Genomic DNA, 24,771 nt, shown 5'->3' on the forward strand with positions numbered 1-24,771 from the left:
CGAGGAGACCTAAAAGGTTTTCGGGAACGTAAACCGGCGGCGGCGGGCTGTCAATGCGTCACTGCTATGGCTTGCATGCGCCCCTACCTGCGACTTTGGGGACTCACCGCCACTGATCAGCGAGCGAGCGTCATGTTACGATTCGATCTCACCGAAAAGGCTTTCGGAGACATACGGCGGTGACCTTGTACTCGGGGCACGAGGTGACGGTGTCCGCGTGGCTGGAGATCAGCGCGTTCACCCGGCTGGCGGCGAAGTGGAAGGCGCAGAACACCTGGCCGCGCAGGACCTCCTCGGTGACCCGCGCCGTCAGCGTGGCCTGCCCGTGCCGGCTCTCCACGAGCACCGGATCGCCGTCGCGGAGGCCCGCGCGGGCCGCGTCGGCGGGGTGCAGGTCGAGGTGGTCCGTCGGGTCGATCGCGACGGCGCCGCTCCGCCGGGTCATGGTGCCGGAGTTGTAGTGCGCCCAGCGACGGCCGGTGACGAGGATCAGCGGGTAGTCGTCGTCGGCGGCCTCGCCCGGCGGCAGGTAGGGACGGGCGGCCAGCCGCGCCAGCCCGTCGGCGGTGGCGAAACGGTCCTGGTAGAGCCGGCTCACCCCGGGCCGGCCGACCTCGGGACACGGCCAGGGCACGGCTCCCTCCCGGTCCAGCCGCTCGTGCGAGATCCCGGCGAAGACGGGAGCCACCCGCCCGCACTCCGCCAGCGCCGCGGCGGGCGTCGGGCAGCCCAGGTCCGCCCCGAGCGCCGCGGCGACCGCGTGCACGATGGCGAAGTCGGCGCGTGCCTCGCCGGGCGGCGGGAGCGCGGGGCGTACGCGCTGGAAGCGCCGGTCGAAGTTGACGAAGGTGCCGTCCTTCTCCAGCCAGGAGGCCGCCGGCAGGACCACGTCGGCGCGGCGGGCGGTCTCGGACAGGAAGAGCTCCTGGCTGATGACGAGCGGGCAGGACTCCAGCGCCTCGACGACCCGGTTGGCGTCGGGGTCGGTGGTCGCCACGTCCTCCCCGACGATCCACAGCACCCGCAGGTCTCCCGCGCGGGCCGCCGCGAACATCTCCGGGATCCGCAGGCCGTCGTGGCCGGGCAGCCGGACACCCCACACCTGCTCGGCCCTGCCGCGCGCGACCGGGTCGCGGACCTTGCCGTAACCGGGCAGCAGGTCGGGCAGCGCGCCCATGTCGGAGGCGCCCTGGACGTTGTTCTGGCCGCGCAGCGGGTTCACGCCGAACCCGCGCCCGGTGCCGACCGCGCCGCGCAGGATCGCCAGGTTCGCCAGCGTCCGTACGCCGTCGGTGCCGTGCAGGTGCTCGGTCACGCCGAGCCCGTACAGGATCGCGGGGCGCTCGGCCCGTCCGTAGAGCCGCGCGGCGGCGACCAGGTCCGCCTCGGGCACCCCGGTGATCGCGGCCACCCGGCCGGGCGGGTGATCGTCGAGGACCGCGGCCAGCTCGGGCAGCCCGGCCGCGCGGCGCCGCAGGAAGTCCTCGTCGATCAGGCCCTCGGCGAGCAGGACGTGCGCGAGCCCGTTGAACAGGGCGACGTTCGTTCCGGGCCGGGGTCTCAGGTGCACGTCGGCGTGGCGGGCGAGCCCGACGGCGCGAGGGTCCGCGACGACCAGCCGCGCGCCGCCCAGCACCTGCCGGAGCAGCCGCGCGCCAACCACCGGGTGCGCCTCGGCGGGGTTGGCGCCGGCCACGAGCAGGCAGTCGGCCCGCTCCACGTCCTCGAAGGCGTCGGTGCCGCCCGCCAGGCCGAACGTGGCGGTGAGCCCGGCGGCCGACGGCGAATGGCACAGGCGGGAGCAGTTGTCGATGTTGTTGGTGCCGACGACCGCGCGCATGAGCTTCTGGAGCAGGTAGTTCTCCTCGTTGGTCGAGCGGGCCGAGGAGATCGCCGCCACCGAGCCCGGCCCCGCCCCGGCGACGGCGTCGCGGATGCCGCGGGCGATGTGCGCCAGCGCCTCCTCCCAGCTGACCGGCTCAAGGCGGCCGGAGCGCTCGCGCAGCAGCGGCCGGGTGAGCCGGTCGCCGGCGCGCAGGAACCCGTGGGCGAAGCGGCCCTTGACGCAGGCGTGGCCGCGGTTCACCGGACCGTCGCCGGCCGGGCGTACCGCGGCGACCTCGCCGTCGCGAGTGAGCACGTCCAGGGCGCAGCCGACGCCGCAGTACCCGCAGGTGGTGCGGGTACGGGTGAGCGCGCCCAGCCAGGACCCCGCGGGCAGTCCTGGCTCGGTGAGCGCGCCGGTCGGGCAGGTGTCCACGCAGCCCCCGCAGGAGACGCAGTCGGAGTCCGCCCAGAGGCCGCCGGTGCCCGGCGCGACCACGGTCTCCGATCCCCTGCCGGTCAGCGTGAGCGCGAACGTGCCCTGGACCTCGGCGCACATGCGTACGCACCGGCCGCAGGCGATGCAGAGGTCCCGGTCGAGCCGGACGAACGGATGGCTGTCGTCCCGGCCCCTTTCCGCGCCGCCTCCGGCGCTCTCCGGGCCGATGCCGAGCTCCCGGCAGGTCCTGGCCAGCTCGCCGTCGCCGTCCAGCGCGTACGGCGGAAGCACCGAGACGATCAGCTCCACGGCGTCCCGGCGCAGGCCGCGCAGCTCCTCCCCCTCGACGGTCACCTCGGCGCCCTCGGCCGCCGGGGTGACGCAGGCCGCCACGACGCGCCCGTCCACCCGCACCGAGCATGCCCGGCAGGAGCCGACGGGCGTGAGCCGGTCGTCATGGCAGAGCGTGGGCACACCGAGGCCGGCCGCGCGTACGGCCGACAGCAGCGACGCCCCGGTGGGGACGTCCACCGGACGGCTGTCCACGGTCACCCTCATCCGCCCCACCCCCGCAGCCGCTCCCCGTACGCGCGGACCAGGCCGCGCACCGCGTACGGCAGCCGCCGGCCGAACGCGCACAGGCTGGCCTCGCCCATCACCCGCAGCATGCGGCCGTAGGCGTCGCCAGGAGGAACCCCGGAGCGCACCCGCTCCAGCCCTCGCCGCGAACCGACCCGGCAGGGTGAGCAGGCGCCGCAGCTCTCGGCCGCGGCGAACTCCCACACGTGCCTGAGCACGTCCAGCGGCTCGATCCGCTCGTCCACGGCGACCAGCCCGGCGTGGCCGAGCGCCGCGCCGAGGCCCGCCAGATCCCGCTCGGTGAGCGGGACGTCCAGCTCCTCCTCGGCGAGGAACCCGCCCAGCGGGCCGCCGACCTGCAGCACCGCCAGCTGGGCCCCGTCCCGCAGCCCGCCGCCCAGCTCGGTGACGATCCGCCGGACCGGGGTGCCGAGCTCGACCTCGTGGCAGCCGGGACGGGCGAACCGTTCGGACAGGCAGACCAGTTTCGTGCCGGTCTCCCCGGGCGTGCCGCGGCGGGCGTAGGCGGCGCCGCCGCGGCTGACGATCCACGGTACGGCGGCCAGCGTCTCGACGTTGTTGACCACGGTCGGGGAGTCCCACAGTCCCCGGTCCGTGGGGTACGGAGGCCGGGCCCGCGCGCAGCCTCGGCCGCCCTCCAGCTCGGCGATCAGCGCGGTCTCCTCGCCGGCGACGTACGAGCCGGCGCCCGCCACCACCTCGATCTCCAGGTCGGCGCCGCCGCCGTGCGGCCGGCGGCCGAGATGGCCGTCCGCGCGGGCCCGCTCCACCGCCTCCCGCATCAGTGCCAGCGCCCGCGGATACTCCGAGCGGACCAGCACGAGACCGCGACGCGCCCCGCAGGCGAAGCAGGCCAGCGCCAGCCCCGCGAGCACCCGCGCCGGATCGGCCTCCATGAGCAGCCGGTCGGCGTAGGAGCCGGGGTCTCCCTCGTCTCCGTTGGCGATCACCACGGTGTCCGGCGAGCCGCCCGCCGCCGCCCATTTGGCCGCCACGGGGAAACCGGCCCCGCCCCGGCCGCGCAGCCCGGAGGCCGCCACCTCCGACAGGACCACCTCGGGGCTTCGCCGGCTCACGGTCTCCGCCCAGATCAGCCACGGGTCCTCGTCGCCCAGGACGCCCGCGAGCACCACCGGGTCGCCCGTGGCGTCGGCCGCCGGGATGGGCGGCGCGTGCGGCCGGGCGCGCCCGGCGAGCTGGTCGGCGAGGTCCGGCCCCGCGCAGACCGTCACGCCGTCCAGCGCGGCCGGTCCCCCGTAGCAGTAACCGAGACAGCGGACGGTCCGCAGGGACACGCCGGGATCCGGGTCGCGGTCGTCGTCGGCGGTGACGCCGAGCGCGTGCTCGTCGGCGGTGACGCCGAGCGCGTGCTCGACGGCGGGCAGGTGCCGGCCCGCCTGGGCCGCGAAACACGCCGTAGCGGTGCAGACCCGCACGTGGCGGCGTCCGTGCGGTGTCGCCAGGTCGGCGAAGTAGGTGGCGGGCCCGAGCCCGGCGGCCGCGGGCAGCCCGAACCTGCGGGCGACCTCGGGCGCCCACCTCGCGGGCGGTCCCGCGTGCTCGGCGGCAGCGGCGGCGAGCGCGTCGAGCAGCCAGGCGCCCGGCCGTCCGCGCCGATCGGCGAGTGCGCGGAACGCGTCAAAAGGGTGGCTTCACGGATTGTGCATGCCCGTTTCCCTCATATCGGACACCCGAGACAGGAGGGGAGGGCAAGAGTTTCCTCAGCAGCGGGACTCGTACCGGCGGGCCCGGGGAAGCTCCTCCGGCAGGACCGGACGGGAGGCGACGGTGAGAGACGACCAGGCCGGCCGGCGATGATCCGCCTCCGGCAGGTGACGTGACGGGGGCGGACGCGCTGGAGGCCGGGACCGCGGCGGCGCTGCCGGTGGACGAGGTGCTGGCCCGGCTGGGCGGCACGACCGGCGGCCTCAGCCAGGCGGAGGCCGAGCGCCGCCTGACCACGGTGGGGCCGAACGCGCTGCGCACCCACCGGGCGCGCCGCGCCGCGGTGCTGGCCCGTCAGTTGCGCTCGCCCCTGCTGGTCCTGCTCGCCGTCACCGCGGCCGCGTCGTTCTTCCTCGGTGAACGGTCGGACGCCCTGATCATCGGGGTCATCCTGGCGGCCTCGGTCGGGCTCGGGTTCGTCAACGAATACCGCGCGGAGAAGGCCGCCGAGGCGCTGCACTCCCAGATCCGGCACCGCTGCCTGGTACGGCGCGACGGCCGGCCCCGGCTCGCCGACGTGACCTCCCTGGTCCCGGGCGACCTCGTGGAGCTGCGGCTGGGCGACATCGTGCCGGCCGATCTGCGGCTGGTGTCGGTGACGGAGCTGGAGTGCGACGAATCGGTGCTGACCGGCGAGTCGATGCCCGTCGTGAAGACCTCCGAGGCCGTGAGCGCCGGCGCCGCACTGGCCGACCTGCGAAGCTCCGCCCTGATGGGCAGCGTGGTGCACGCCGGGTCCGGGACCGGCGTCGTCGTCGCGACGGCGGGACGGACCGAGTTCGGGCGGATCGCGCTCCGGCTCGGCGAACGCCACCCGGAGACCGAGTTCCAGATCGGGCTGCGCAGGTTCTCCATGCTGCTGGTACGGGTCGCCGCCGCGCTCACCGCCGCCATCTTCGCCATCAACCTCGTCCTGGACCGCCCGGTCCTGGACGCGCTGCTGTTCTCCCTGGCGATCGCCGTCGGCATCTCCCCGCAGTTGCTGCCCGCCGTCGTCTCGACCAGCCTGGCGGCCGGCACCCGGCGCCTGGCGCAAAGCCGGGTGCTGGTCAAACGCCTGGTCTGCATCGAGGACCTGGGTGACATCGAGGTGCTGTTCACCGACAAGACCGGAACCCTCACCGAGGGTCGGATCAGCTTCATGCGCTCGCTCGGCCCGGACGGACGCCCCGCCGACGACGTGCTCGTACTCGGCCTGCTGTGCAACGAGGCCGCCGCCTCCGACGGGCAGGGCCGTGTCGTGAGCGGGAATCCCCTGGACGCCGCCCTGTGGGAGGCCCCCGCCGCCGGCGTCCTGCGAGCGTCGGCGGCCCGCTGCCGGCGGCTCGCCCTCGTGCCCTTCGACCACGAGCGGCGTACCGCGTCCGTGCTGGTCGAGGACGACGACGGCCACCGCGTGATCATCACCAAGGGTGCTCCCGAGGCCGTGCTGGAGCGCAGCTCCCCCATCGGCGACCAGGCGAAGGCCATGCTCGAAGCCGAGTTCGCCGCGGGCAACCGCGTGGTGGCGGTGGCCACCCGGCCGCTGCACGGAGCCGACGCCCGGCGGACGACGCTCACCCCGGCCGACGAGCACGACCTCACCTTCCGCGGCCTCCTGGTCTTCCTCGACCCGCCCAAGGCCGGCGCGCCGCAGGCGCTGGACCGCCTCACCGGCCTCGGTGTCACCGTCAAGGTCCTCACCGGCGACAACCCCACGGTCGCCGCCAAGCTGTGCGCCGACCTCGGCCTGCCGGGCGGGCGGGTGCTGACCGGCCAGGACGTCGAGGCGGCCGACGACGCCCACCTGGCCACGCTCATCGAGCAGAGCACGGTCTTCGCCCGCGTCACCCCCGAGCACAAGGCCCGCATCGTGCGCGTCCAGCGGCGCGGCGGCCTGGACGTGGCCTTCCTCGGCGACGGCGTCAACGACGTGCTCGCGCTGCACGCCGCCGACGTGGGCATCTCCGTCGAGACGGCCACCGACGTCGCGAAAGACGCCGCCGACGTGCTGCTGCTGGAGAAGAACCTCGACATCCTGGCCGACGGCGTCCTCCAGGGCCGCCGGATCTTCGGCAACACCATGAAGTACGTCCTGATGGGCACCTCCAGCAACTTCGGCAACATGTTCTCCGCCGCCGCGGCCTCGGCGTTCCTGCCCTTCCTGCCGATGCTGCCGTCCCAGATCCTGCTCAACAACCTGCTCTACGACGCAAGCCAGCTCGCCATCCCCACCGACACCGTGGATCCCGAGCGGCTGCGGCGGCCCTCCCGCTGGGACGTGCGGCTGATCCGGCGGTTCATGCTGTTCTTCGGCCCGATCAGCTCGCTGTTCGACTTCGCCACCTTCGCGGTCATGCTGGGCCTCTTCCAGGCCGGCCCGCCGCTGTTCCGCACCGGCTGGTTCGTCGAGTCCCTCGCCACCCAGGTCCTGGTGATCTTCGCCATCCGCACCAGGCGGGTGCCCTTCCTCCGCAGCCGGCCCAGCGTCCCGCTGCTGCTGGCCGCCCTGGGCGTCGTCGCCGTCGGCGCGCTCATCCCCGCCGCGCCCTTCGCCGCCGCTCTGGGCTTCCGGCCGCTGCCCGGGCCGTTCTTCCTCGTCCTCGCCCTGATGGTGGCCGCCTACCTCGTGCTCATCGAGCTCGGCAAGCTCTGGTTCTACCGGGGCGTGCCCCCGGCCCCCGCCGGGCGTGAGCGTACGCCCGCCCACGCCGCGCACCGCAGGGCCCACCGCTTCACCATCCCGGCCGCCCTCCCGCCTGGCGGTCACACCCGCCGCCGCACGCGCAGCAGGTACTCCTTGCGGTCGAGCGGGTCGTGACCGAGGCGGGGGCGGGCGGGGGCCGGGCCGCGTACGGGGCGGTAGCGCTCGAAGGCGCTGGCCAGCACCCCCTCCCCCCGGGTCAGGCCGGGCAGGCGCTGCCCCAGCTCGTGCACCCGCGCCGCCGGGATCTCCCCCTCGATCAGGCCCGGCCCCTGCGCGCGGGGGACCGCGCCGAGCCGGGCCAGCACCGGCAGCACCTCGCCGGTCGTGTCGGCGGGCAGCTCCAGCGTGAAGCGGTGCACCGGCTCGCACACCACGGTCCCGGCCCGCCGCAGCGCCTCCATGACGACCAGCGGCGTCAGGGCGCGGAAGTCGCCGGCCGTGCTCGACATGCTCTTGTCGAACACGCCGCCCGAATGGCTCTGCCTGGCCCAGTAGCCGGAGTGGGTGAGCGTGACCACGCAGTCGATCACCTGCCAGCCGCGCAGTCCCTGCCGGAGCGTCTCGTGCACGGTCTCCTCGATGGTGCGCATGAACGCGTACGGCAGCGAGCCCAGCTCCACCTCCAGCCGGAACGCCACCCCGCCGCCAGGCGGACCCGGCTCGACCCGCAGGCCGACCGTGGCGAGGAACGGGTTGGGGTCCACGGCGATCAGCTCGACGGCGGCGCCGGAGCCGAGCGGGCGCTCGACGCAGATCGTGGTGCTCTTCATGAAGGAGACCTCCAGGCCGTCCTCCTCCAGCAGGGTGGCCTGGATGACCTCCTTCTGGACCTCGCCGTAGAGGGTCAGCGAGACCTCGCCGCGCGCGTCGTCCTGGCGCAGGCCGATGAGCGGGTCCTGCTCGGCGAGGCGGGTCAGGGCGAGCAGCAGCGCGCCCCGGTCGGCGGGGCGGGCCGGCCGCACCACGGTCTCCAGGGTGGGCGGCGCGAAGTGGCCCTCCCCGGCTCGGGGCGGCGGCTCGCCCAGCGGGTCGCCCACCCGTACCGCGTCGAGACCCCGCAGGCGGGCGATCTGACCGGCGGCGACCGACCCGCGGGAAGCGGGGACGCTGAGGACGTCCATGCCGGTCACGCGGGCCTCGCCGCCGCCCGGCAGGCGGAGGCGGTCGCGGACGCGCAACGTCCCGGAGAACAGGCGCGCGTAGGCGAGCTTCTCGCCCGCCGGGCCGCGCTCGACCTTGAACACCGCCCCCGAGACCGGCCCGCCGGGATCGCCGCCGGCGGCGGGCAGCAGCTCGCGTACGCCCGCCACCAGGTCGTCCACCCCGGCCCCGGTGATGGCCGAGCCGAAGAACACCGGGTGCACCAGGCCCGCGCGGGTCTGGGCGGCGAGCGCGGCCCGCAGCCGGGCGGGCGGCACGGCCCCGCCCCGCACGTACGCCGCCAGCAGCGCGTCGTCGTGCAGCGTGACCACGTCGAGCAGCTCCGCCCCGCCGTACGGGACGAAGGCCGCCTCCGGGGTGCCCGCGCCGGCGACCTCGCCCATGGCGGCGACCGGCAGCGCCAGCCGGGAGGCCAGCTCCTCCAGCACGGCGCGGGGCCGCGCGCCCCGGCGGTCGATCTTGTTGACGAAGACCAGCGCGGGGATGCCGAGCCTGCGCAGCGTCCGCATGAGCACGCGGGTCTGCGCCTGCACGCCCTCGACGGCGGAGACCACGAGCACCGCGCCGTCGAGCACGTTGAGCACCCGTTCGACCTCGGCGATGAAGTCGGGGTGGCCGGGGGTGTCGATGAGGTTGACCGTGGTGTCGCCGACGGCGAACGAGACCACGGCCGATCTGATGGTGATGCCGCGCCGGCGTTCCAGGTCGAGCGTGTCGGTCTGGGTGCTGCCGTCGTCGACGCTGCCGAGCTCGTCGATGACCCCGGCGGCGAGCAGCAGCCGCTCGGTCAGGCTCGTCTTGCCCGCGTCCACATGCGCGAGAATTCCCAGGTTGAGCGTGTGCAACGAACGTCATGTCCTTCGATGGGTGCGGTCCTGTGACGGAGGGACACGACAGTCGCTCGCATTTCTGCTCCTTTCCTGGGGTTCCCGGCCAGCAGACCAGAGGGCCCGGCCCGGAGGCAACCGATTAAAACTCAGCCGAGAAGCTCGACGGTGCCGCGTTCGCCGTCCACGCGGACGCGGTCGCCGTCGCGCAGGCGCATGGTGGCGTTGCCGGTGCCGACCACGGCCGGGATGCCGAGCTCGCGGGCCACGATGGAGGCGTGCGACAGCGGCGCGCCGAGATCGGTCACGACGGCCGCGGCGCGCGGGAACATCGGCGTCCAGCCCACGTTGGTGAGCGTCGTCACCAGGATCTCGCCGGGCTTCAGCCGGTCGCCCTCGTCCGGGCCCGCGAGCACCCGGGCGACGCCCTCGACCACGCCGGGCGCGCCGGGGAAGCCGGTCACGGCGTCGCCGACGGGGGCGAGGCCGCCGCGGGCGTCGTACACGTCGGCCCGCCGGTCGGGGTCGGCCGCCCAGCGCACCGGGTCGAAGTGCCCGACGATCAGCACCGGGTACGGCGGCAGCGCCGCGTACCGTTCGTAGGCGGCCCGCCGCGCCGGCACCCGCTCCAGGCCGGCGGCGTCGCCGCGCAGCAGGCCGAGCAGCTCCTCCAGGGACAGGAAGAAGACGTCGTCGCCGTGCCCGGTCAGCTCCCCCGCGCGCAGCGTGAACGCCCGCAGCACCCAGAAGGCGCGCATGGTCTCCGAGCGCGCCTCCTCCCGGTCGCGGACGACCGCGCCCCAGCGGCGCACCCGCTCGCGCATCCGCGCCTCCCGGCCCGGGTGGCGGGCGGCGAAGCGCGCCCACGCCTCCTCCCGCGCCCGTTCCTGCCGGGCGAGCAGCGCCTCGGTGTCGGTGCGCAGGTCGCGCAGCCCGGCGAGCTGGGCGTCGATCCACGCCGGGTCCTCGCCCGGCCGCGGCTTCGACACCTCGAACTCGTGCGGCCCGCGATGCCCGTACGCGGCCGCGAACTCCTCGCGGGTGATCTCGCCGCGGGCCAGCCGGGACAGGCCGAGGAGCAGGCCCATGCTGGCGAGCCCGCCGCCCGCGTCGACGCCGGACAGCATGGCCTCGGCGTCGCCCTCGCCGGCCAGCTTGCGCAGCTTGTCGCGGGTCCAGACGAGGGTGCCGCCGCCCTGACGGCCGGCCGCCTCCAGCATCCGGCAGGCGGTGACCACGTGCGGGCGGATCTCGCGCTCCCACAGCCCGGCCAGCTCGGGGGCGGTGGGGGTGGCGGCGACGCGGGCGCGCAGCTCCTCGCAGCGCCGCCGGGAGGAGGCCAGGAAGGCGGGCATGGCCTTGAGGTTCGTACGGACCCGCCGCTGAAGGGCCACCGCCATCGGCAGCACCCTTCTGATGATCTCCCAGCGGGACAGGGCCACCTTCGGCACGTCCAGTCCCGGGGGCAGCTTGCCGAAGACGTTCTCCGTCGCGGAGGTCCGCTTGGCCATGCCCATCGCGGCCGCGATCGTGTGGACGGTGCTGAGGTTCATGTAGAACCGGCCGCCGATGTTGCCGACCATGTCGAAGCCGGGCAGCGCCGAGGCGGACATCGCCTCGTGGATGAACAGCCGCACGTACGACCAGGTGATCGGCGTCATCACGTCGGGGATGGCCTCGCCGAGGTTGCCCGCGGTCCACAGGTATTCGCCCTTGAGGCTGTCGTTCCACTCCTCCGGGCGCGCTCTGAGCCCGGTGATCGGGCGGGCCTGGAGGACGGCCAGGGTGCCGTCGGCGCGGCGGGCCCACTCGACGTCCATGGGGACGCCGTACAGGTCCTGGACGCGCGTCCCGAGCGCGGCCAGCTCGGCCGCCTGCGCGGCGCTCAGCACGGGGGCGCGGCGCAGCTCGGCGGGGACCGGCCGGTCCTCGGTGCCGTCGGGCGTGCGCACGGTCATGACGGTCTTGTCGCCGACCTGCTCGCGGACGACCGCGCCGCCGCGCAGCACGAGCGTGTCCGGGGTGACCTGCCCGCCGACGACCGCCTCGCCGAGCCCCCAGGAGGCGTTGATCACGGTCTCGTCGAGCGCGCCGGTCACCGGGTCGGCGGTGAACATGATCCCTGCGGCGTCGGCGTCCACGAGCTCCTGCACCACCACGGCGAGCGCCACGTCGTCGTGCGGGACGCCGTTCCTGTCGCGGTAGGCGATCGCGCGGGCGTTCCACAGCGAGGCCCAGCAGCGCAGGACCGCCGGCAGGAGTCCGTCGCCGCGGACGTTGAGAAAGGTGTCCTGCTGGCCGGCGAAGGACAGCTCCGGCAGGTCCTCGGCGGTCGCCGAGGAGCGCACCGCCACGGCGACGTCGTCGCCGAGCCCCGCGTACGCCTCCCTGATCGCGGCCGCGACCTGGTCGGGGATCTCGTGCCGGGCGAACAGCGCGGCGGTGCCCTCCGGGTCACGCGGGTCGATCTCGTCGCGGAAGCCCGCCACGAACGCGCGGTAGGCCGCGGTCGTCACGTGGAACCCGCGAGGCACCGGCAGCCCGGCCCGCGCGAGCCTGGCCAGCGACGCCCCCTTCCCGCCCGCCAGGGCCAGGTCGGCGGCCGGGTCGTCCAAGGGCAGCACCAGGTTCACGTCACTCACACTCCTCGTTCCCGAGCGAGGCCGCGAGCCGGCGGCGGGCGACCTCCTCCATGGCGTCCAGGATGTCCGCGGTCGCCTCGGCGACGGCCCGCCGGTCCGCCTCCGGCAGGGCGCGGCCGGTGGACATGGCCCGCTCCACGGTGTCGGTCACCAGTTCGGCGATCCGCTCGTCGGGCAGCCGCGCGCTCTCGGGCAGCAGGTCAGGCAGGGCGATGAAGCCGTACACGATGGAGCTGATCACCGTCAGGTGGTCGCCGGGCTCGGCGCGCACCGCGCCGTGCCCGATCAGCCGGGCGATGTAGGTGTCGAAGGGGCCGCCCAGCTCCAGGCCGGTGCGGCTGGTCCGCTTCATGCGCGTGAGCTTGCCCAGCACCTCGTCGTCGCCGAGCAGGACCGCGCGCAGCAGGGGGCGGTTCAGCGTCTCGCGGACCAGGCCGCCGAACAGCTCGGGCAGCGTGGCCGGGGCGCTCGCCCTGATGCCGTCGAACAGGTGGACCCGCTCGCGGCGCAGCAGCGCCGCGAAGAGCTGGTCGCGGGTCCTCCAGTGCAGGTAGATCGTGCCCTTGGCGACGCCGGCGCGGCGGGCCACGTCGTCGATCGTCGTCTTGTCGTAGCCCCAGCGCAGGATCAGCTCGGCGGCGGCGTCGAGGATGCGGTGCGCGCGTTCGAGCCGGCGCGCCGGGTCCTGCGGCGGTCGTCCGGCTTTGGCCATCCGGTTCCCCCCATTTGTTTGACTGGATGAAACTATCTGGTCAATCAATCAAGAGCAAGCCGTTCCCGGGTCCTGGCCGTAGCGTGGGGTGCATGGCCAAGGCGTTCTGGATCGACCAGGACTTCGACAGGGACCGCGACGGGCGCTACGCCGTCCATGTGCGCAAGAACCTGGACGAGTTCGAGTGGGGGGACATCGCCCCCGTCAGGTTCGCGTGCACCGCGTGGCGGCTCGCCACGCCGCCCGCGCTCACCCCCGGCTACGTGCGGTGGGACCGCCGCGTGCTGGAGGCGACCTGTCACCGCAACACCTGGGACGGAACGCTCTACGCCCGCGTCCGGCTCGTCTCCCCGCTGCCGGAGGAGCTGACCCGCTCGCGCGCCTGGTGGCGCGACCGCGGCTGGCTCGGCTGGCAGGAGACCTTCGGCCAGTACGTCGAGCCGTCCCAGCAGGACCTCGCCCGCGTCCCGTTCCTGCGCGCCTCCCTGCTGGTGGAGGCGCCGCTGCCGCTCGGCGACCTGCCGCCCGAGCCCGAGGGCCCGCACGACGAGGTCGAGGAGCACGCCCGCCGCGCGGTGACGGTGCTCGCCCGCGAGCTCGACGCGCTGGTCAGCCCCGTGCTCGACCAGCTCGGGCGCTGACTCGCCCGCCTGCGCGGCATGTTCGGGTGATCGACGGGTAGCAGCGTGCTATGAAGATCCCGCTCGTGGCGCCGGCGTCGGGAGTGTTGCTGGCGCTGGCTTTGACCGGCTGCGCCCCTGACAGCGCGGCTCCGGCTCAGGCGGCCGAGCGTTTCCACGCCGCGCTCGCCGCGCACCAGGACGACGCCGCGTGCGCGCTGCTCGCCCCCAAGACCGCCGACCGGCTCCCCGACCGCGGCCAGACCTGCGCCGAGGCGCTGCGCGAGCTCGGGCTCGGCCCCGGCGGCGCGGTCACCGACGTGCGCGTGTGGGGCGACAACGCCCAGGTGCGGCTGGCCGGCGACACGCTCTTCCTGCACCGCTTCGGCGACGGCTGGCGGGTGCGGGCCGCGGGCTGCGAGCCGGTGCGCGACCTGCCGTACGACTGCGAGGTGGAGGACTGATGCGGGTGATGTTCACGATCACCATGCTCCTGATCGTGGCCGGGCTGGCGTGGTTCTTCGCCATCGGGTGGTCCAGACTGTGAAGTGGATCAAGGAGAACTCGCTGTCCCTGGCCTTCCTGGTGATGTTCCTGCTGGCCCTCGGCGGCCAGGCGGTCGCCGGGACGCTCGACCTCAACGACCAGCAGCGCGCCATGGGCGACCAGCCGCTCACCGTGTGGCAGTACGTCACCTCCTCCTCCTTCGCCGTGGACGTGGCCGAGAACTGGCAGTCGGAGTACCTGCAGTTCTTCCTCTACATCGCGCTCACCGTCTGGCTGGTGCAGAAGGGCTCGACGGAGTCGAAGGCCGTCGAGGACGCCGGCGCCGAGTCCGACGAGGAGCAGAAGGTCGGCGCGCACGCCGCTCCCGACTCGCCGCGCTGGGCGCGCTCGCACGGGCTGCGGCTGTGGCTGTTCGGCAACTCGCTCGGCCTGGTGATGGGCCTGATCTTCGCGCTGTCGTGGGCCGCCCAGTCCGTCGCCGGGCAGGCCGCCTACAACTCCGAGCGGCTGGCGGACCTGCGTGACCCGGTGTCCTGGGGCTCGTACGTCACCTCGCCCGAGTTCTGGAACCGCAGCCTGCAGAACTGGCAGTCGGAGCTGCTGGCCGTGCTGTCGATGGTGGTGCTGTCGATCTACCTGCGTCAGCGCGGCTCGCCCGAGTCGAAGCCGGTCGGCGCGGCGCACGCGGCGACCGGGGTCGAAAGCTGAGCACCCGGGGGCTCGGGCGGGCTGGTGACCACGGCGACGACGCGGGTGCCCGGCGCGAGGACGCCCCGCCTGGCCAGATCGACGACGCCGAGGAGCATCTTGGCCACGTAGACGCGCTCGACGCCGTGCCGGGCGGCGAACTCCGTCAGCTCCGGCGTCGTGCGCGCGTAGCCGCCGAAGTGGTGGTCGAGGTCGATCGACCAGTTGGACCAGGTCCGCCCGTACGCCTCCCGCTGCAGCCTGGCCACCTCCCCCTCCAGGAAGGCGGCGCCCTTCAGCACGGCGAACCCCAGCGCCCGCTTGCCCTCGGGCAGCCCGGCCGCGATGCCGGCCAGCGTGCCGCCGGTGCCGACGGGGCAGCACACGACGTCGTACGGGACGCCGATCCCGGCGGGCAGCTCGGCGCAGCCGCGCACGGCCGCCGCGTTGCTGCCGCCCTCGGGCAGGATCGCGACGTCCGCGCCGAACCGGGCACGCAGCGCCGCCCGCACCTCCTCGGTGTGCTTGCGCCGGTAGGTGGCCCGGTCGAGGTAGGTGAGGGTCATGCCGCACTCGCGCGCGCGGGCGAGCACGGGGTTGAGCGGCAGGTGCTCCTCGCCCCTGATGACCCCGATCGTCTCGATGCCGTGCCGGAGCCCCGCCTCGGCCACCGCCGCGATCAGGTTGGACCAGGCGCCGCCGAAGGCGAGGATCCTGCGGTGGCCCAGGTTGTACTTGAGCTTGCGCGGTTTGTTGTCGTCGCGCATCAGGAACACCCGGACCTGCCCGAGCCCTGGATCCAGGAGCTCCTCCATGGCGCTAGTCTACGGTCGGGCCCTTGTTGAGGAGTGTTGGGTTATGCGCGTTGTTGAAGCTTTTCGCGCCGCTTTCGGTGCGGACCCCCAGACCGTCTGGCGCGCGCCGGGCCGGGTCAACCTGATCGGCGAGCACACCGACTACAACGACGGCTTCGTGCTGCCGTTCGCGGTGCCCTGGGGCGTGACCGCCGCCGTCACCCCGCGCGCCGACCGGACCGTCCGCCTCCTCTCGCTCCAGTCACCCGGCGAGCCGGTCACGCTCGCCACCCACGAGGAGGCCAAGGGCTGGACCCGCTACGTCGTCGGCGTCCTCGCGATGCTCGGCGACCGCGTGGCGGGCGCCGACATCGCGATCGACGGCGACGTCCCGCAGGGCGCGGGGCTCAGCTCCAGCGCCGCCCTGGAGGTCTCCGTCGCCGCCGCGCTCAACGACCTGCACCAGCTCGGCATGACGCCCATGGAGCTCGCCCTGCTCGGCCAGAAGGCGGAGAACGACTTCGTCGGCATGCCCTGCGGGATCATGGACCAGGCCGCGTCGGCGCTGAGCGAGGAGGGGCGCGCCCTGTTCCTCGACTGCCGCTCGCTCGCCTCCCGCACCATCCCGCTCGACCTCGCCGCGCACGGGCTGAGCATCCTCATCATCGACACCCAGGTCCACCACGAGCACGCCGGCGGCGAGTACGCCAAGCGGCGTGCCGAGTGCGAGTCGGCGGCCCGCAAGCTCGGCGTGCCCGCGCTGCGCGACGTCACCGACCTGGCCGGCGCCCTGGAGCGGCTGAGCGGGGCCGAGCGCAAGCGCACCATGCACGTCGTCACCGAGAACCACCGCGTCGAGGCGCTGATCGGCCTGCTGCGGGCGGGCGCCGTCACCGAGATCGGCGCCCTGCTCAACGCCTCCCACCTGTCGCTGCGCGACCAGTACGAGGTGTCCTCCCCCGAGCTGGACCTCGCCGTGGAGGCCGCGCTCAAGGGCGGCGCGCGGGGCGCCAGGATGACCGGCGGCGGCTTCGGCGGCTCGGCCGTCGCGCTGGTCGCCGACGACCGGCTGCAGTCCGTCCAGGACTCCGTCTCGGCCGCCTACGCCGAACGCGGCTTCCAGGCGCCGCGCTTCCTGCCGGCCACCCCGGCACGCGGCGCCCACCGCCTGGCCTGACCCTTTCTCACAGGGCGGGGAAGTTCGGGGGGCGGCGTTCGAGGAAGCTCGCCACGCCCTCGGCGAAGTCCGGGCGGCCGAAGGAGGCGAGCATCTCCTGCGTCGCCGTCTTCGCCGACTCCTCCAGCGTGACGTCCCAGTCCCGCCACACCTGGCGCTTGATCACCGACATCGAGGCGGGCGAGCTGTGGGCGGCCAGCTCGCGCGCGTACTCCTGGGCGGCGGCCAACACGCCGTCCCCGGGCACCGCCCGGTTGACCAGCCCCAGCTCGTACGCCTCCCGCCCGGTGAACACCCGCCCCGACAGCAGCACGTCCATCGCCCGCTGCTGGCCCATGATCCGCGGCAGCACCCATGACAGGCCGTACTCGGCGACCAGCCCGCGGCGCGGGAACGCGGTCGTCCATTTGGCGTCCTCGGCGGTGAAGACCAGGTCGCAGACGAGCGCGTGCACCATGCCGAGCCCGGCGCAGGCCCCGTTCACGGCCGCGACGATCGGCTTGGCGATGCTCGTGGGGAAGGTGTTGGGCCGCGGGTCCGGCTTCTCGTCGTAGGCGCCGGCCTGGATGGCGTTCAGGGTCTTGAAGTCCGCCCCCGAGCAGAAGCCCTTGCCCGCCCCGGTGACGACCACGGCCCGTACGGCGGGGTCCCGCTCGGCCTCCTCCAGCAGGTCGAAGTAGCGCCGCCCCATGGCGTCCGTCCAGGCGTTGAGCGTCTCGGGACGGTTGAAGGTGAGCGTGAGCACGCCCTGGTCGACGGCTGAGAGCACGAGTTCCGACATGAAGCCAACAGAATCATGTTCTATCCCGTGACGGCAAGTGGCCCTCCGCTAGCGGTGGTGGACGAAGGACGGCGTGAGAACGCTGGTGTCGTAGTAGCGGTGGAAGACGGGGGTGGCACTGCCGGACAGCGGCGGCACGATCCACGACCAGTCGGCCGGGCACACCCGCCCGGCCTTCTCCTCCTTCGCCAGGTGCGTGAGGAAGCGCCGGGACTCGGTGTGGTGGTCGGTCATCGTCACCCCCGCCCGCTCGAACGAGTGCAGCACCGCCACGTTCAGCTCCACCAGCGCGTGGTCCCGCCAGAGCGAGCGCTCGGTCGAGGTGTCCAGGCCGAGCCGTTCCGCGACGGTCCCGAGCAGGTCGTAGCGGTCGTGGTCGGCGAGGTTGCGGGCGCCGATCTCGGTGCCCATGTACCAGCCGTTGAACGGGGCGCACGGATAGCAGACGCCGCCGATCTCCAGGCACATGTCCGAGATGGCGGGCACCGCGTGCCAGCGCAGCTCCAGCTCGGCGAACCACCCGTAGTCGGGATGCTCCAGCGGCACCTCCAGCACGGCGTCCCCGGGAAGGTTGCAGAGCAGCGGGTCGCCGAGCCCCGGCTGGATGATCACCGGCAGCACGTCGAACCTGCCGCCGGCGCTCCCCCGCCAGCCGAGGGTCCTGGCCAGGTCGGTGAGCCAGAGGTTGCGCGGGTCGCCGGTGACGCTGCCGTCACGGGAGCGGTGGGCGGCATAGCGGATGAGCTGGTCGTTGAGTATCCGCGGCCCCGGACGGGCCGGGCCGTCGGGCGCGAGCACCGTCACCGTGGGCCTGATCCGGCCGCCGCCGGTGGCCTCGCGCAGATGGGCGACGCATTCGAGCGCCACTCCCTCGGCGGTCGAGACGTCCCTGCGGTCGCGTACCCGGAGGGAGCGCCAGTAGAGGCGGCCGATGCAGCGGCTGCTGTTGCGCCAGGCCACGCGGGCGCCGAAGACCAGCTCGTCGGCGGTGTGGGTGTAGGTGCCCGTACGGGCGATCTCCCGCGCCACGTCGCGCAGACGCGCCTCCTGGCCGCCCGCGCCGGGGTTCTCGGCGTGGTAGAGCCTGATGAAACGTTCCGCCTCACGCAGGTCGGCGATGCGCCCCAGCCAGGCCTGGGTGCGGGGCATGTCGAAGGGACTGAGGGACCTGATCCAGGTACGCACGCGGCAATCAGCACTTCTCGGTCATCGGATCGCCCCGCCGGATTTCCGGGTCACGACGGCACGTCCTGGCGGCGGCGCCCTCTCCTCGCCACCTTCGCAGTTCCCGCGGCTCCGGCCCCTGAGGACCGGCGTCCCCCATCCTCGCCCGCAAGTCCGCCCTATGTCCCGAGAACCCAAGAATGCCCCGCAATCCCCAGCAACCCGCCCGTACGACCTGGCACGTCGTACGCATACCTGGGAGGGAAACCCCGCCTTCCCGATTAGTCATGATATTGCCCGGTGGGCCGGGAATCCTGAATCATGAGCGGAGCGGATCACGGGAGTTCCCTCATGAACGCGCGCAACCGTGTCATTCTCGGGCTGGCAGCCGTCGGCGCGTGTCTCGCCGTCGCCCTCGGGGTCGGAGCGGCGATCCTGCTGGAGCGTGACCCGACCATCGACGACACCGACCTCGCCCTTCCCACGGTCGCGGATCTGTATCCGGCCGGAACGGCCGAACCGTTCACCGCGCTGGAACGGTGCGGCCTCAGCGAGGCGAGCCTGAACAAGCTGGTGCCCGACCGCGAGACGCAGAAAGCGTACGCGCCCGACCTGTCCTGCGCCTACCGCAGCGCCTACGACGGTTCGGGCCGGAAGGGCTCACTCAGCGTCGCCTTGGATGACCACGAGGGCAGCGTCCACGACGCGCTGTTGTCCTTCGACGTCGTCACGGAGCTGGACACCCTCGCGACGTCCAAGGATGTCTGGCAGAAGGTCAGCGGGCTCGGCGACGAGGCGGCGGTGAGCTACGACGCCGACTTCGGCGAGGCGAAGCTGAATGTCAGGGTGGGTACGGTGACCACGGAGGTCAGGTACGCCGTTTACCGCTACAAGGACCTCGACCGGAAATCGCTCGGAAAGAAGCAGGCCGTCGCAGGGGCCATCGCGGCCGGCGCCGAAGTGGTCGCCGCCATCGGCGGCGAAGCGGACGCTCCAGCGGTGCGCACCTCGGACGGACCGGCCGCACCCCTCCTCCCGCTGCTGGACCCGTGCACGATCGTCGACAGGACGACCCTGCGTGCGGCCGGCTTCGACATGCCTTCGAAGTCGACGTCGAGTACCGAGTTCGATGTCCCTCAGCGGGAATGTCAATGGCTCCTGCTGACGGGGACGCCCGACGACCGAACCCTGTCCGTGAGCATGTCGGCCTATCCCGATCAGAAGCGTCGTGGCGGAGCCGAGCGGGCGCGCAGACAGTTCAGCGAGCTCCATGACAGCGGGCGAAAGACCAGCACCACCTTCCACGCCCTGCGGGGCCCCGGTGAACAGGCCATGGCCTACTACTACTGGAGCGACTCCGACAAGGCCGAGGCGTGGGGCGAGGTGGTGTTCGTGCTGCGCAACCTCCTGGTCCGGATCAGGTGCTCCGGCTCGACCAATGGCAAGCCGTTCACCGAGGCCGACGTGCTGAACAGGGCGTACGCCGTCGCCGAGGTGATGGCCGCCGCACTACCGAAGTGAAGGCCCTCATGGAACCGCTGCAGCCGCACGACCCACGGATGATCGGCCGCTACAAGGTGCTGGCGAACCTCGGCACCGGTGGCATGGGCCGGGTCTACCTCGCCACGTCACCCGCGGGGCGGGAGACAGCGGTCAAGCTCGTCCATCCCGCGCTCGCCGCCGACGCCGAGTTCCGGGCCAGGTTCAGGCGCGAGGTGGCCGCCGCCCGGCTGGTCAGCGGCGCCTTCACCGCGCCGGTGATCGACGCCGACCCGGACGCGCCCGTCCCGTGGCTGGCCACCGCCTACCTGCGCGGGCTGTCCCTGAGCCAGGCCGTCCAGACGCACGGCCCGCTGCCGATGTCCAGCGTGTACGCCGTGGGGGCCGGCCTGGCCGAGGCCTTGATCGCCATCCACGAGGCAGGCGTGGTCCACCGGGATCTCAAACCCTCCAACGTGATCCTCACCGCCGACGGGCCGCGCGTCATCGACTTCGGGATCGCCCGCGCGGCCGACGACGCCGCCCTCACCGTGACGGGCGCGATCACGGGCTCGCCCGGCTACCTGGCGCCCGAATACCTCACGGGAGGCGAGTCGGGGCCCGCCGGGGACGTGTTCTCCCTGGGCGCGGTGCTCGTCTACGCGGCCACCGGCCGCGGCCCCTTCGGCGCGGGGACGCCGCAGGCGCTGCTGTACCGCGTCGTGCACGAGCCGCCCGACGTGGGCGCCGTCTCCGATGCCGTGCTGCGCGAACTGGCCGGGGCGTGCCTGGAGAAGGAGCCGGGCCGGCGGCTCACGCCCGAGGAGGTCCTGCGACGGCTCGTGCCGCACCTGTCCCGGCCCGGTGCCGCGTGGCTGCCCAGTCCGATCATCGACGACCTCGCCACCAGGACCACCCTGCTGCCGCCACCTGCTCCCGGCCCCGCGGCCCCCGGCTCGGACACCCTCCATCTCGGCGCCGCTCAGGACACCGACGGCGAAGGCGCCGCGGGGCCGGGAGGATGGCCGACGCGGCGGCTTCTGCTGGCAGGTGTGGGCGGATTCGTCGCCCTGTCCGCAGCCGCCTTCGGCGTGACCCGGTTGGTACTGAATCGGCCGGACGAGGGCGAGCAGCCGAGCAGCCCTGACCACAGCCCGTCGACCAAGGCACCCGGCGCCGGCGAGCTCTGGCGGACCGAGATCGGTCCCGTACCCCTCGCCGAATCGCCCATCGGTCTGGCCGCCGGCCTCGTCTTCGCCATGGTGGACCCGGGCACCCTGCAAGCGGTGGAGGCCGCGACCGGCAAGCCGCGCTGGAAGGCGGAGCTTTCTCCTGGCGGCGAGCCCAGGGTGGGGATGCTGCCGCTGGCGTACAAGGACCTCGTCATCCTCCAGGACAGCCAGGTCGTCTCCGCCTACGAGGCGGCCACGGGACGGTTGCGGTGGACCCACCCCGCCCCGTCCGCGGCTTGGAACCCATGGCCGGTGCTGACCGGCGGACTCGTCGTGGTGGCCGATGGCGACGCGCTCGTGGCGTACGACCCCGGCAGCGGCGATCAGCGCTGGAGGCAGCAGACCATCTCAGCCACGCCCAAGGTGACGGCCGCCGGCGACCTGGTGCTCTACAGGTCGCTCAGGGGGATCGCCGCGTTCGACGTCAAGACCGGCGAGCCACGCTGGCTCAGGGAATTCCCTCAGATGGTCAGCCCGGACGACGGGCCGGTGCTGCGCGACGGACTGTGCATCGTCGCCAACACTGCCGGCGAACTTGACGCCTACGACGCCGCCACAGGTGAACCCCGATGGCAGGCACAGCACGGCCGGTCGAAACTCGGCTTCGGCTGCGGGCTCACCGTCACCAGCGGCACCGTGCTCGCCCAAGGCGCGGGCGAAGGGCTGTACGCCTTCGAGTTGCGGACGGGGAAGATCCGATGGAATGTCGACCTCATCGCCGAGGACAAGCTGAAGGGCCCCATGCGGCCGGCCCTCGGGCCGGTGGGGGCCGTCGGGCTCGTGTACTTCCACGACCAGGACAGCAAACTGTACGCGCTGGACGGCAACACGGGACAGGTGCGCTGGCGACAGGCCGTGGCAGCCGGGTTCGAGCCCTTGCTGATCGCAGGCGGCATGCTGCACACCGTGACCGACAGGAGCCTGCGCTCGTACGACTTGGCGACGGGCAAGGTGCTGCGCTCCGTCGAACTGAAATTTCCCTGGGCGATCAGAGCGGGCAAGGACGCGATCTATGTGCGTGACGGTTCTATGCTCTTGGCCCTGCCGCTGCCTTGACCGGAACGGCTCAGGCCCCCTGTCCTCGATCCGAGGAAGGGGGCCTGAGCCTTTGAAGATGCTCCCGCGATAGGACTCGAACCTATAACCTGCCGGTTAACAGCCGGCTGCTCTGCCGTTGAGCTACGCGGGATCGATCTGTTTGCGCTGCTCGGCGGGGTTTTGCGGCCCCTCCGTCGTGCGCATGAATAGATTAGCGCACTCCTGGAGTGCGTGTCGCATCGTTACCGGGGTAGGCCCGGTGACAGCGGAGGTGTGACATGCGATATCGAATGACATTCACGATGGGACTGGCCATCGGCTACGTACTCGGCAGCCGGGCGGGTCGCGAGCGCTACGAGCAGATCAAGCGCGCGGCGCAGCGCGTCGCCGACAACCCGAGGGTGCAGGAGGTCGCGGGCGTCGTCGGCGCCCAGGCCTCCAGGTACGCGGGCGCGGCCAGGACCAAGGTGGGCGACACGCTGCAGCATCGGATCCCCTTCCTGGGCGGTGACGCGCACAGGCACAACGGCGCCACTGGCTGGCCGGAGGAGGAGGACGTCACGGCGGGCGTGGAGCGCAAGTCCCGGGAGAGCGGGATCACCTACTAGGTGGCGGGCATGGGTGTGCGCACGATCACACACCCATGCTGCGCCGCACCCCTTCCAGGGCCTGCTCGGCCTGCGCGCGCAGGCCGGGGTCCTGGGGGTCGAGGCCGTCGTCGAAGACGAGGGTCCAGCCGAGCACCTCGCCGCCCGGCGGACGCCTGGCGACGAGCCGTACGCCGCCCCGGCCGGGCAGGTCGACGTGCTTGTTGACCACGATGGTGGCGTTGACGCGCTCCCTGAGCGTCTCGGGCAGCATGCGCGGCTCGGGCACCGGCTCGACGTGGCGCACGCCGGCCATCGTGAGGACGGTGAGCCCCTGCTCGTCCCAGTAGGCCTTGTCGACCTCCTCGTACGGCACCCGCGTCCCGTCGGGAAGCAGCAGCGCGAGGTTCGTGGCGATCACGTGGCCCGAGCCGGAGACGGCGAAGGTGAGGACCCGCTCCCCTCGCCGCAGGTCGAGGGATTTACGCACGTCGGCGGGCAGCCGGCGGAAGATGTTCATGCCCACACGGTATCGGCGAGCAGGTCGAGGGTGAGCGCCGCGCTCCAGGAGAAGTCGCGGCAGCCGCGTCCGCTGCCGTCGAAGGGGTCGAAGCACTCGCGGAAGCCGGCCTGCCTGACCAGCCGGAGGGTGCCGTTGGTGAGCTGCTGGGCGAGGTGGTCGAGCGAGTGCACGGCCGCGGCCCTGCGCAGCAGCCAGTTGGTGTTGACCCAGGAGGGGCCGCGCCAGTAGCGGGTGCGGTCGAACTGACCGGCGCGGATCTCGCAGCTCGGCACGGGGTAGCCGGTCGCGCCCATGAACCTGGCCGACTCCAGCAGCTCGACGGCCGCGCGCAGCTGCTCGGCGGGCAGTTCCGGGTCGAGCAGCGGCCCGAACCCGCCCACCGTGGCCACCCTGATGAGCTCCCCGGCCCGCAGGTCGCGGGCGTAGAAGCCGCCGTCCCAGAGGCGGTCCAGCAGTGCGCGCCTGATGCGAGCGGCCTGTTCGAGGTGGGGGGCGGGGTCGGCGTGCGCGAGCGGGGCGAGCTCGGCCATGGCCTGGCAGGAGGCCAGCCAGATGCCGTTGAACATGGGGTCCTCGACCGCGAAGGGGTGCTCGTCGCGCAGGTAGCCCGCGCTGTAGCCGGCGTCGCGGTAGCGCATGGCGAGCCAGACGTAGCGCTCGTGGTCGCTGTCGGGGTGGCGGTCGGCGAGCTCGACGCCGCGGTAGCCGTAGTGGATGGCGGGCAGGTTGTGCAGCGGCTGGTCCCAGGCGGGGCTGTCGTCCATGCCCGACTCCCACGGGTGGACGATGGCGGCGAGCCCGGCGCCGCCGAGGTCGCGGGCCGAGGCCAGGTAGTCGTGCTGGGCCACCAGCGCCGGGTACGCCCTCCTGACGAAGTCGCGGTCGCCGGTGTGCCGGTAGAGCCACCACAGCGCGAGCCCGTGCAGCGGCGGCGCGGTGAGTCCCGAGGTGAGGACGGGCGGCGCGGCCGCGTGTTCCTGGGAGCGCCAGAGCGACGGCCCGGGGAAGTACGCCTCGCGGGTGTGGAAGACGATGTGCGGCACCATGCCGGTCGCCCACTGCCCGCGCAGCAGGCTCAGCAGCTCGTCGCGGGCCCGGTCCGGCCGGCGCCGGGCCAGACCGATGACGACGAACGCGGAGTCCCAGCTCCACTGGTGGGGATAGAGCCCGGGAGCGGGCACGGTGCCGGAGCCCGTCCAGTTCGCCTCGAGCACGGCCATCGCCTCGCGCCCGAGCGCGGCATCGTCTACCGCGGGCCGCGCCTCCATCACCCAACTATGACTGGGGAAGCGTCCAGAAGCTATGTCCTCTTGGCCCACTTCGACAGCACGAGGACGCCGAAGGCGACGGCGCCGATGATGAGCCCCCACTTGAGCAGCGTGAGCGCGAACCCCAGCAGGGGGCCGAGCAGTACGAGCGCGGCCACGACCGCCGCGATGATCAGAAGTATGCGTCCCATGTACGTAACGCTAAGAGATCGTTAAGCCGTTTGCAGGCGAGACAGGGTTGAATCAGGGACAAGTCAGGGGTCCCCCCGACCCTTGCCAGCAAAAGGAACTTAAGCCG

At 73.2% G+C, this 24,771-nt stretch carries 19 protein-coding genes and 1 tRNA gene; 8 read left to right on the plus strand and 12 right to left on the minus strand.

All coding sequences use genetic code 11. The features are described 5' to 3' along the window. Nucleotides 1–148 precede the first annotated feature (148 nt). Nucleotides 149–2,821, minus strand: a complete 2,673-nt coding sequence (gene fdhF / locus ABD292_RS01815; protein WP_344204707.1) for a formate dehydrogenase subunit alpha — start codon at nucleotides 2,819–2,821, stop codon at nucleotides 149–151. Next, nucleotides 2,818–4,455, minus strand: a complete 1,638-nt coding sequence (locus ABD292_RS01820; RefSeq protein ID WP_344205284.1) for an NADH-ubiquinone oxidoreductase-F iron-sulfur binding region domain-containing protein — start codon at nucleotides 4,453–4,455, stop codon at nucleotides 2,818–2,820. Before ABD292_RS01820 ends, fdhF begins: the two co-directional genes overlap by 4 nt. Before the next feature lie 245 nt (nucleotides 4,456–4,700). Here ABD292_RS01820 and mgtA point away from each other — a divergent pair, with 245 nt between their 5' ends. Then, nucleotides 4,701–7,388, plus strand: a complete 2,688-nt coding sequence (gene mgtA, locus ABD292_RS01825) for a magnesium-translocating P-type ATPase (protein ID WP_344204708.1) — start codon at nucleotides 4,701–4,703, stop codon at nucleotides 7,386–7,388. On the opposite strand, the gene ABD292_RS01830 is transcribed toward mgtA, so the two are convergent. From ABD292_RS01830 to ABD292_RS01840, 3 genes are all read right to left on the minus strand, one after another. Further along, a complete protein-coding gene (locus tag ABD292_RS01830; RefSeq protein ID WP_344204709.1) occupies nucleotides 7,334–9,280 on the minus strand; it encodes a GTP-binding protein in 1,947 nt (648 codons plus the stop codon). The genes mgtA and ABD292_RS01830 overlap by 55 nt on opposite strands. A 131-nt stretch (nucleotides 9,281–9,411) precedes the next feature. Beyond that, entirely contained in the window at nucleotides 9,412–11,904 is a 2,493-nt protein-coding gene (locus tag ABD292_RS01835; RefSeq protein WP_344204710.1) for a PEP/pyruvate-binding domain-containing protein, read from the minus strand. Then, nucleotides 11,897–12,616: a TetR/AcrR family transcriptional regulator gene (locus ABD292_RS01840; RefSeq protein ID WP_344204711.1), complete on the minus strand. Its 720-nt coding sequence runs from the start codon at nucleotides 12,614–12,616 to the stop codon at nucleotides 11,897–11,899. The genes ABD292_RS01835 and ABD292_RS01840 overlap by 8 nt, the downstream gene beginning before the upstream one ends. Nucleotides 12,617–12,708: 92 nt before the next feature. Between ABD292_RS01840 and ABD292_RS01845 the strand changes: the two genes are divergently transcribed. The 3 genes from ABD292_RS01845 to ABD292_RS01855 all read left to right on the plus strand — a co-directional run bounded on the left by ABD292_RS01845 (nucleotide 12,709) and on the right by ABD292_RS01855 (nucleotide 14,451). Further along, entirely contained in the window at nucleotides 12,709–13,257 is a 549-nt protein-coding gene (locus tag ABD292_RS01845; protein ID WP_344204712.1) for a hypothetical protein, read from the plus strand. 50 nt (nucleotides 13,258–13,307) lie between these two features. Next, complete coding sequence (locus ABD292_RS01850) at nucleotides 13,308–13,700, plus strand: hypothetical protein (RefSeq protein ID WP_344204713.1); 393 nt, start codon at nucleotides 13,308–13,310, stop codon at nucleotides 13,698–13,700. A gap of 79 nt (nucleotides 13,701–13,779) precedes the next feature. Continuing rightward, entirely contained in the window at nucleotides 13,780–14,451 is a 672-nt protein-coding gene (locus tag ABD292_RS01855) for a DUF6766 family protein (RefSeq protein WP_344204715.1), read from the plus strand. Here ABD292_RS01855 and ABD292_RS01860 read toward each other — a convergent pair. Continuing rightward, nucleotides 14,385–15,245, minus strand: a complete 861-nt coding sequence (locus ABD292_RS01860; protein WP_344204717.1) for a 1-aminocyclopropane-1-carboxylate deaminase/D-cysteine desulfhydrase — start codon at nucleotides 15,243–15,245, stop codon at nucleotides 14,385–14,387. The genes ABD292_RS01855 and ABD292_RS01860 overlap by 67 nt on opposite strands. 43 nt (nucleotides 15,246–15,288) lie before the next feature. Here ABD292_RS01860 and galK point away from each other — a divergent pair, with 43 nt between their 5' ends. Further along, nucleotides 15,289–16,401 carry a galactokinase gene (galK, locus tag ABD292_RS01865; RefSeq protein WP_344204719.1) on the plus strand — a complete coding sequence of 371 codons (1,113 nt, stop codon included), beginning with the start codon at nucleotides 15,289–15,291 and terminating at the stop codon, nucleotides 16,399–16,401. Nucleotides 16,402–16,408: 7 nt separating this feature from the next. On the opposite strand, the gene ABD292_RS01870 is transcribed toward galK, so the two are convergent. Together ABD292_RS01870 and ABD292_RS01875 are read right to left on the minus strand one after the other, a co-directional pair. Then, nucleotides 16,409–17,182, minus strand: a complete 774-nt coding sequence (locus tag ABD292_RS01870; protein ID WP_344204721.1) for an enoyl-CoA hydratase-related protein — start codon at nucleotides 17,180–17,182, stop codon at nucleotides 16,409–16,411. A gap of 48 nt (nucleotides 17,183–17,230) precedes the next feature. Continuing rightward, a complete protein-coding gene (locus tag ABD292_RS01875) occupies nucleotides 17,231–18,331 on the minus strand; it encodes a nitric oxide synthase oxygenase (RefSeq protein ID WP_344204722.1) in 1,101 nt (366 codons plus the stop codon). A 366-nt stretch (nucleotides 18,332–18,697) separates the two neighbouring features. On the opposite strand from ABD292_RS01875, the gene ABD292_RS01880 reads away from it, so the two are divergent. Both ABD292_RS01880 and ABD292_RS01885 read left to right on the plus strand, forming a co-directional pair. Then, nucleotides 18,698–19,867: a DUF3558 domain-containing protein gene (locus ABD292_RS01880; protein ID WP_344204724.1), complete on the plus strand. Its 1,170-nt coding sequence runs from the start codon at nucleotides 18,698–18,700 to the stop codon at nucleotides 19,865–19,867. An 8-nt stretch (nucleotides 19,868–19,875) separates the two neighbouring features. Further along, nucleotides 19,876–22,113, plus strand: coding sequence for an outer membrane protein assembly factor BamB family protein (locus tag ABD292_RS01885; protein ID WP_344204726.1), 2,238 nt, complete (start codon nucleotides 19,876–19,878; stop codon nucleotides 22,111–22,113). 61 nt (nucleotides 22,114–22,174) lie between these two features. On the opposite strand, the gene ABD292_RS01890 is transcribed toward ABD292_RS01885, so the two are convergent. Next, nucleotides 22,175–22,246, minus strand: a tRNA-Asn gene (locus ABD292_RS01890). A gap of 127 nt (nucleotides 22,247–22,373) precedes the next feature. Here ABD292_RS01890 and ABD292_RS01895 point away from each other — a divergent pair. After that, complete coding sequence (locus ABD292_RS01895) at nucleotides 22,374–22,703, plus strand: YtxH domain-containing protein (protein WP_344204727.1); 330 nt, start codon at nucleotides 22,374–22,376, stop codon at nucleotides 22,701–22,703. 25 nt (nucleotides 22,704–22,728) lie between these two features. Here ABD292_RS01895 and ABD292_RS01900 read toward each other — a convergent pair whose 3' ends face one another. The 3 genes from ABD292_RS01900 to ABD292_RS01910 are packed head-to-tail and all read right to left on the minus strand — an operon-like array spanning nucleotide 22,729 to nucleotide 24,664. Beyond that, a complete protein-coding gene (locus tag ABD292_RS01900) occupies nucleotides 22,729–23,202 on the minus strand; it encodes a hypothetical protein (protein ID WP_344204729.1) in 474 nt (157 codons plus the stop codon). After that, nucleotides 23,199–24,473, minus strand: a complete 1,275-nt coding sequence (locus tag ABD292_RS01905; RefSeq protein WP_344204731.1) for an amylo-alpha-1,6-glucosidase — start codon at nucleotides 24,471–24,473, stop codon at nucleotides 23,199–23,201. The genes ABD292_RS01900 and ABD292_RS01905 overlap by 4 nt, the downstream gene beginning before the upstream one ends. A gap of 32 nt (nucleotides 24,474–24,505) precedes the next feature. Continuing rightward, complete coding sequence (locus ABD292_RS01910; RefSeq protein ID WP_020545297.1) at nucleotides 24,506–24,664, minus strand: hypothetical protein; 159 nt, start codon at nucleotides 24,662–24,664, stop codon at nucleotides 24,506–24,508. Between the last annotated feature and the right edge of the window lie 107 nt (nucleotides 24,665–24,771).

The organism is Nonomuraea bangladeshensis (assembly GCF_039529455.1).
In the GTDB taxonomy this organism is placed as follows: domain Bacteria; phylum Actinomycetota; class Actinomycetes; order Streptosporangiales; family Streptosporangiaceae; genus Nonomuraea; species Nonomuraea bangladeshensis.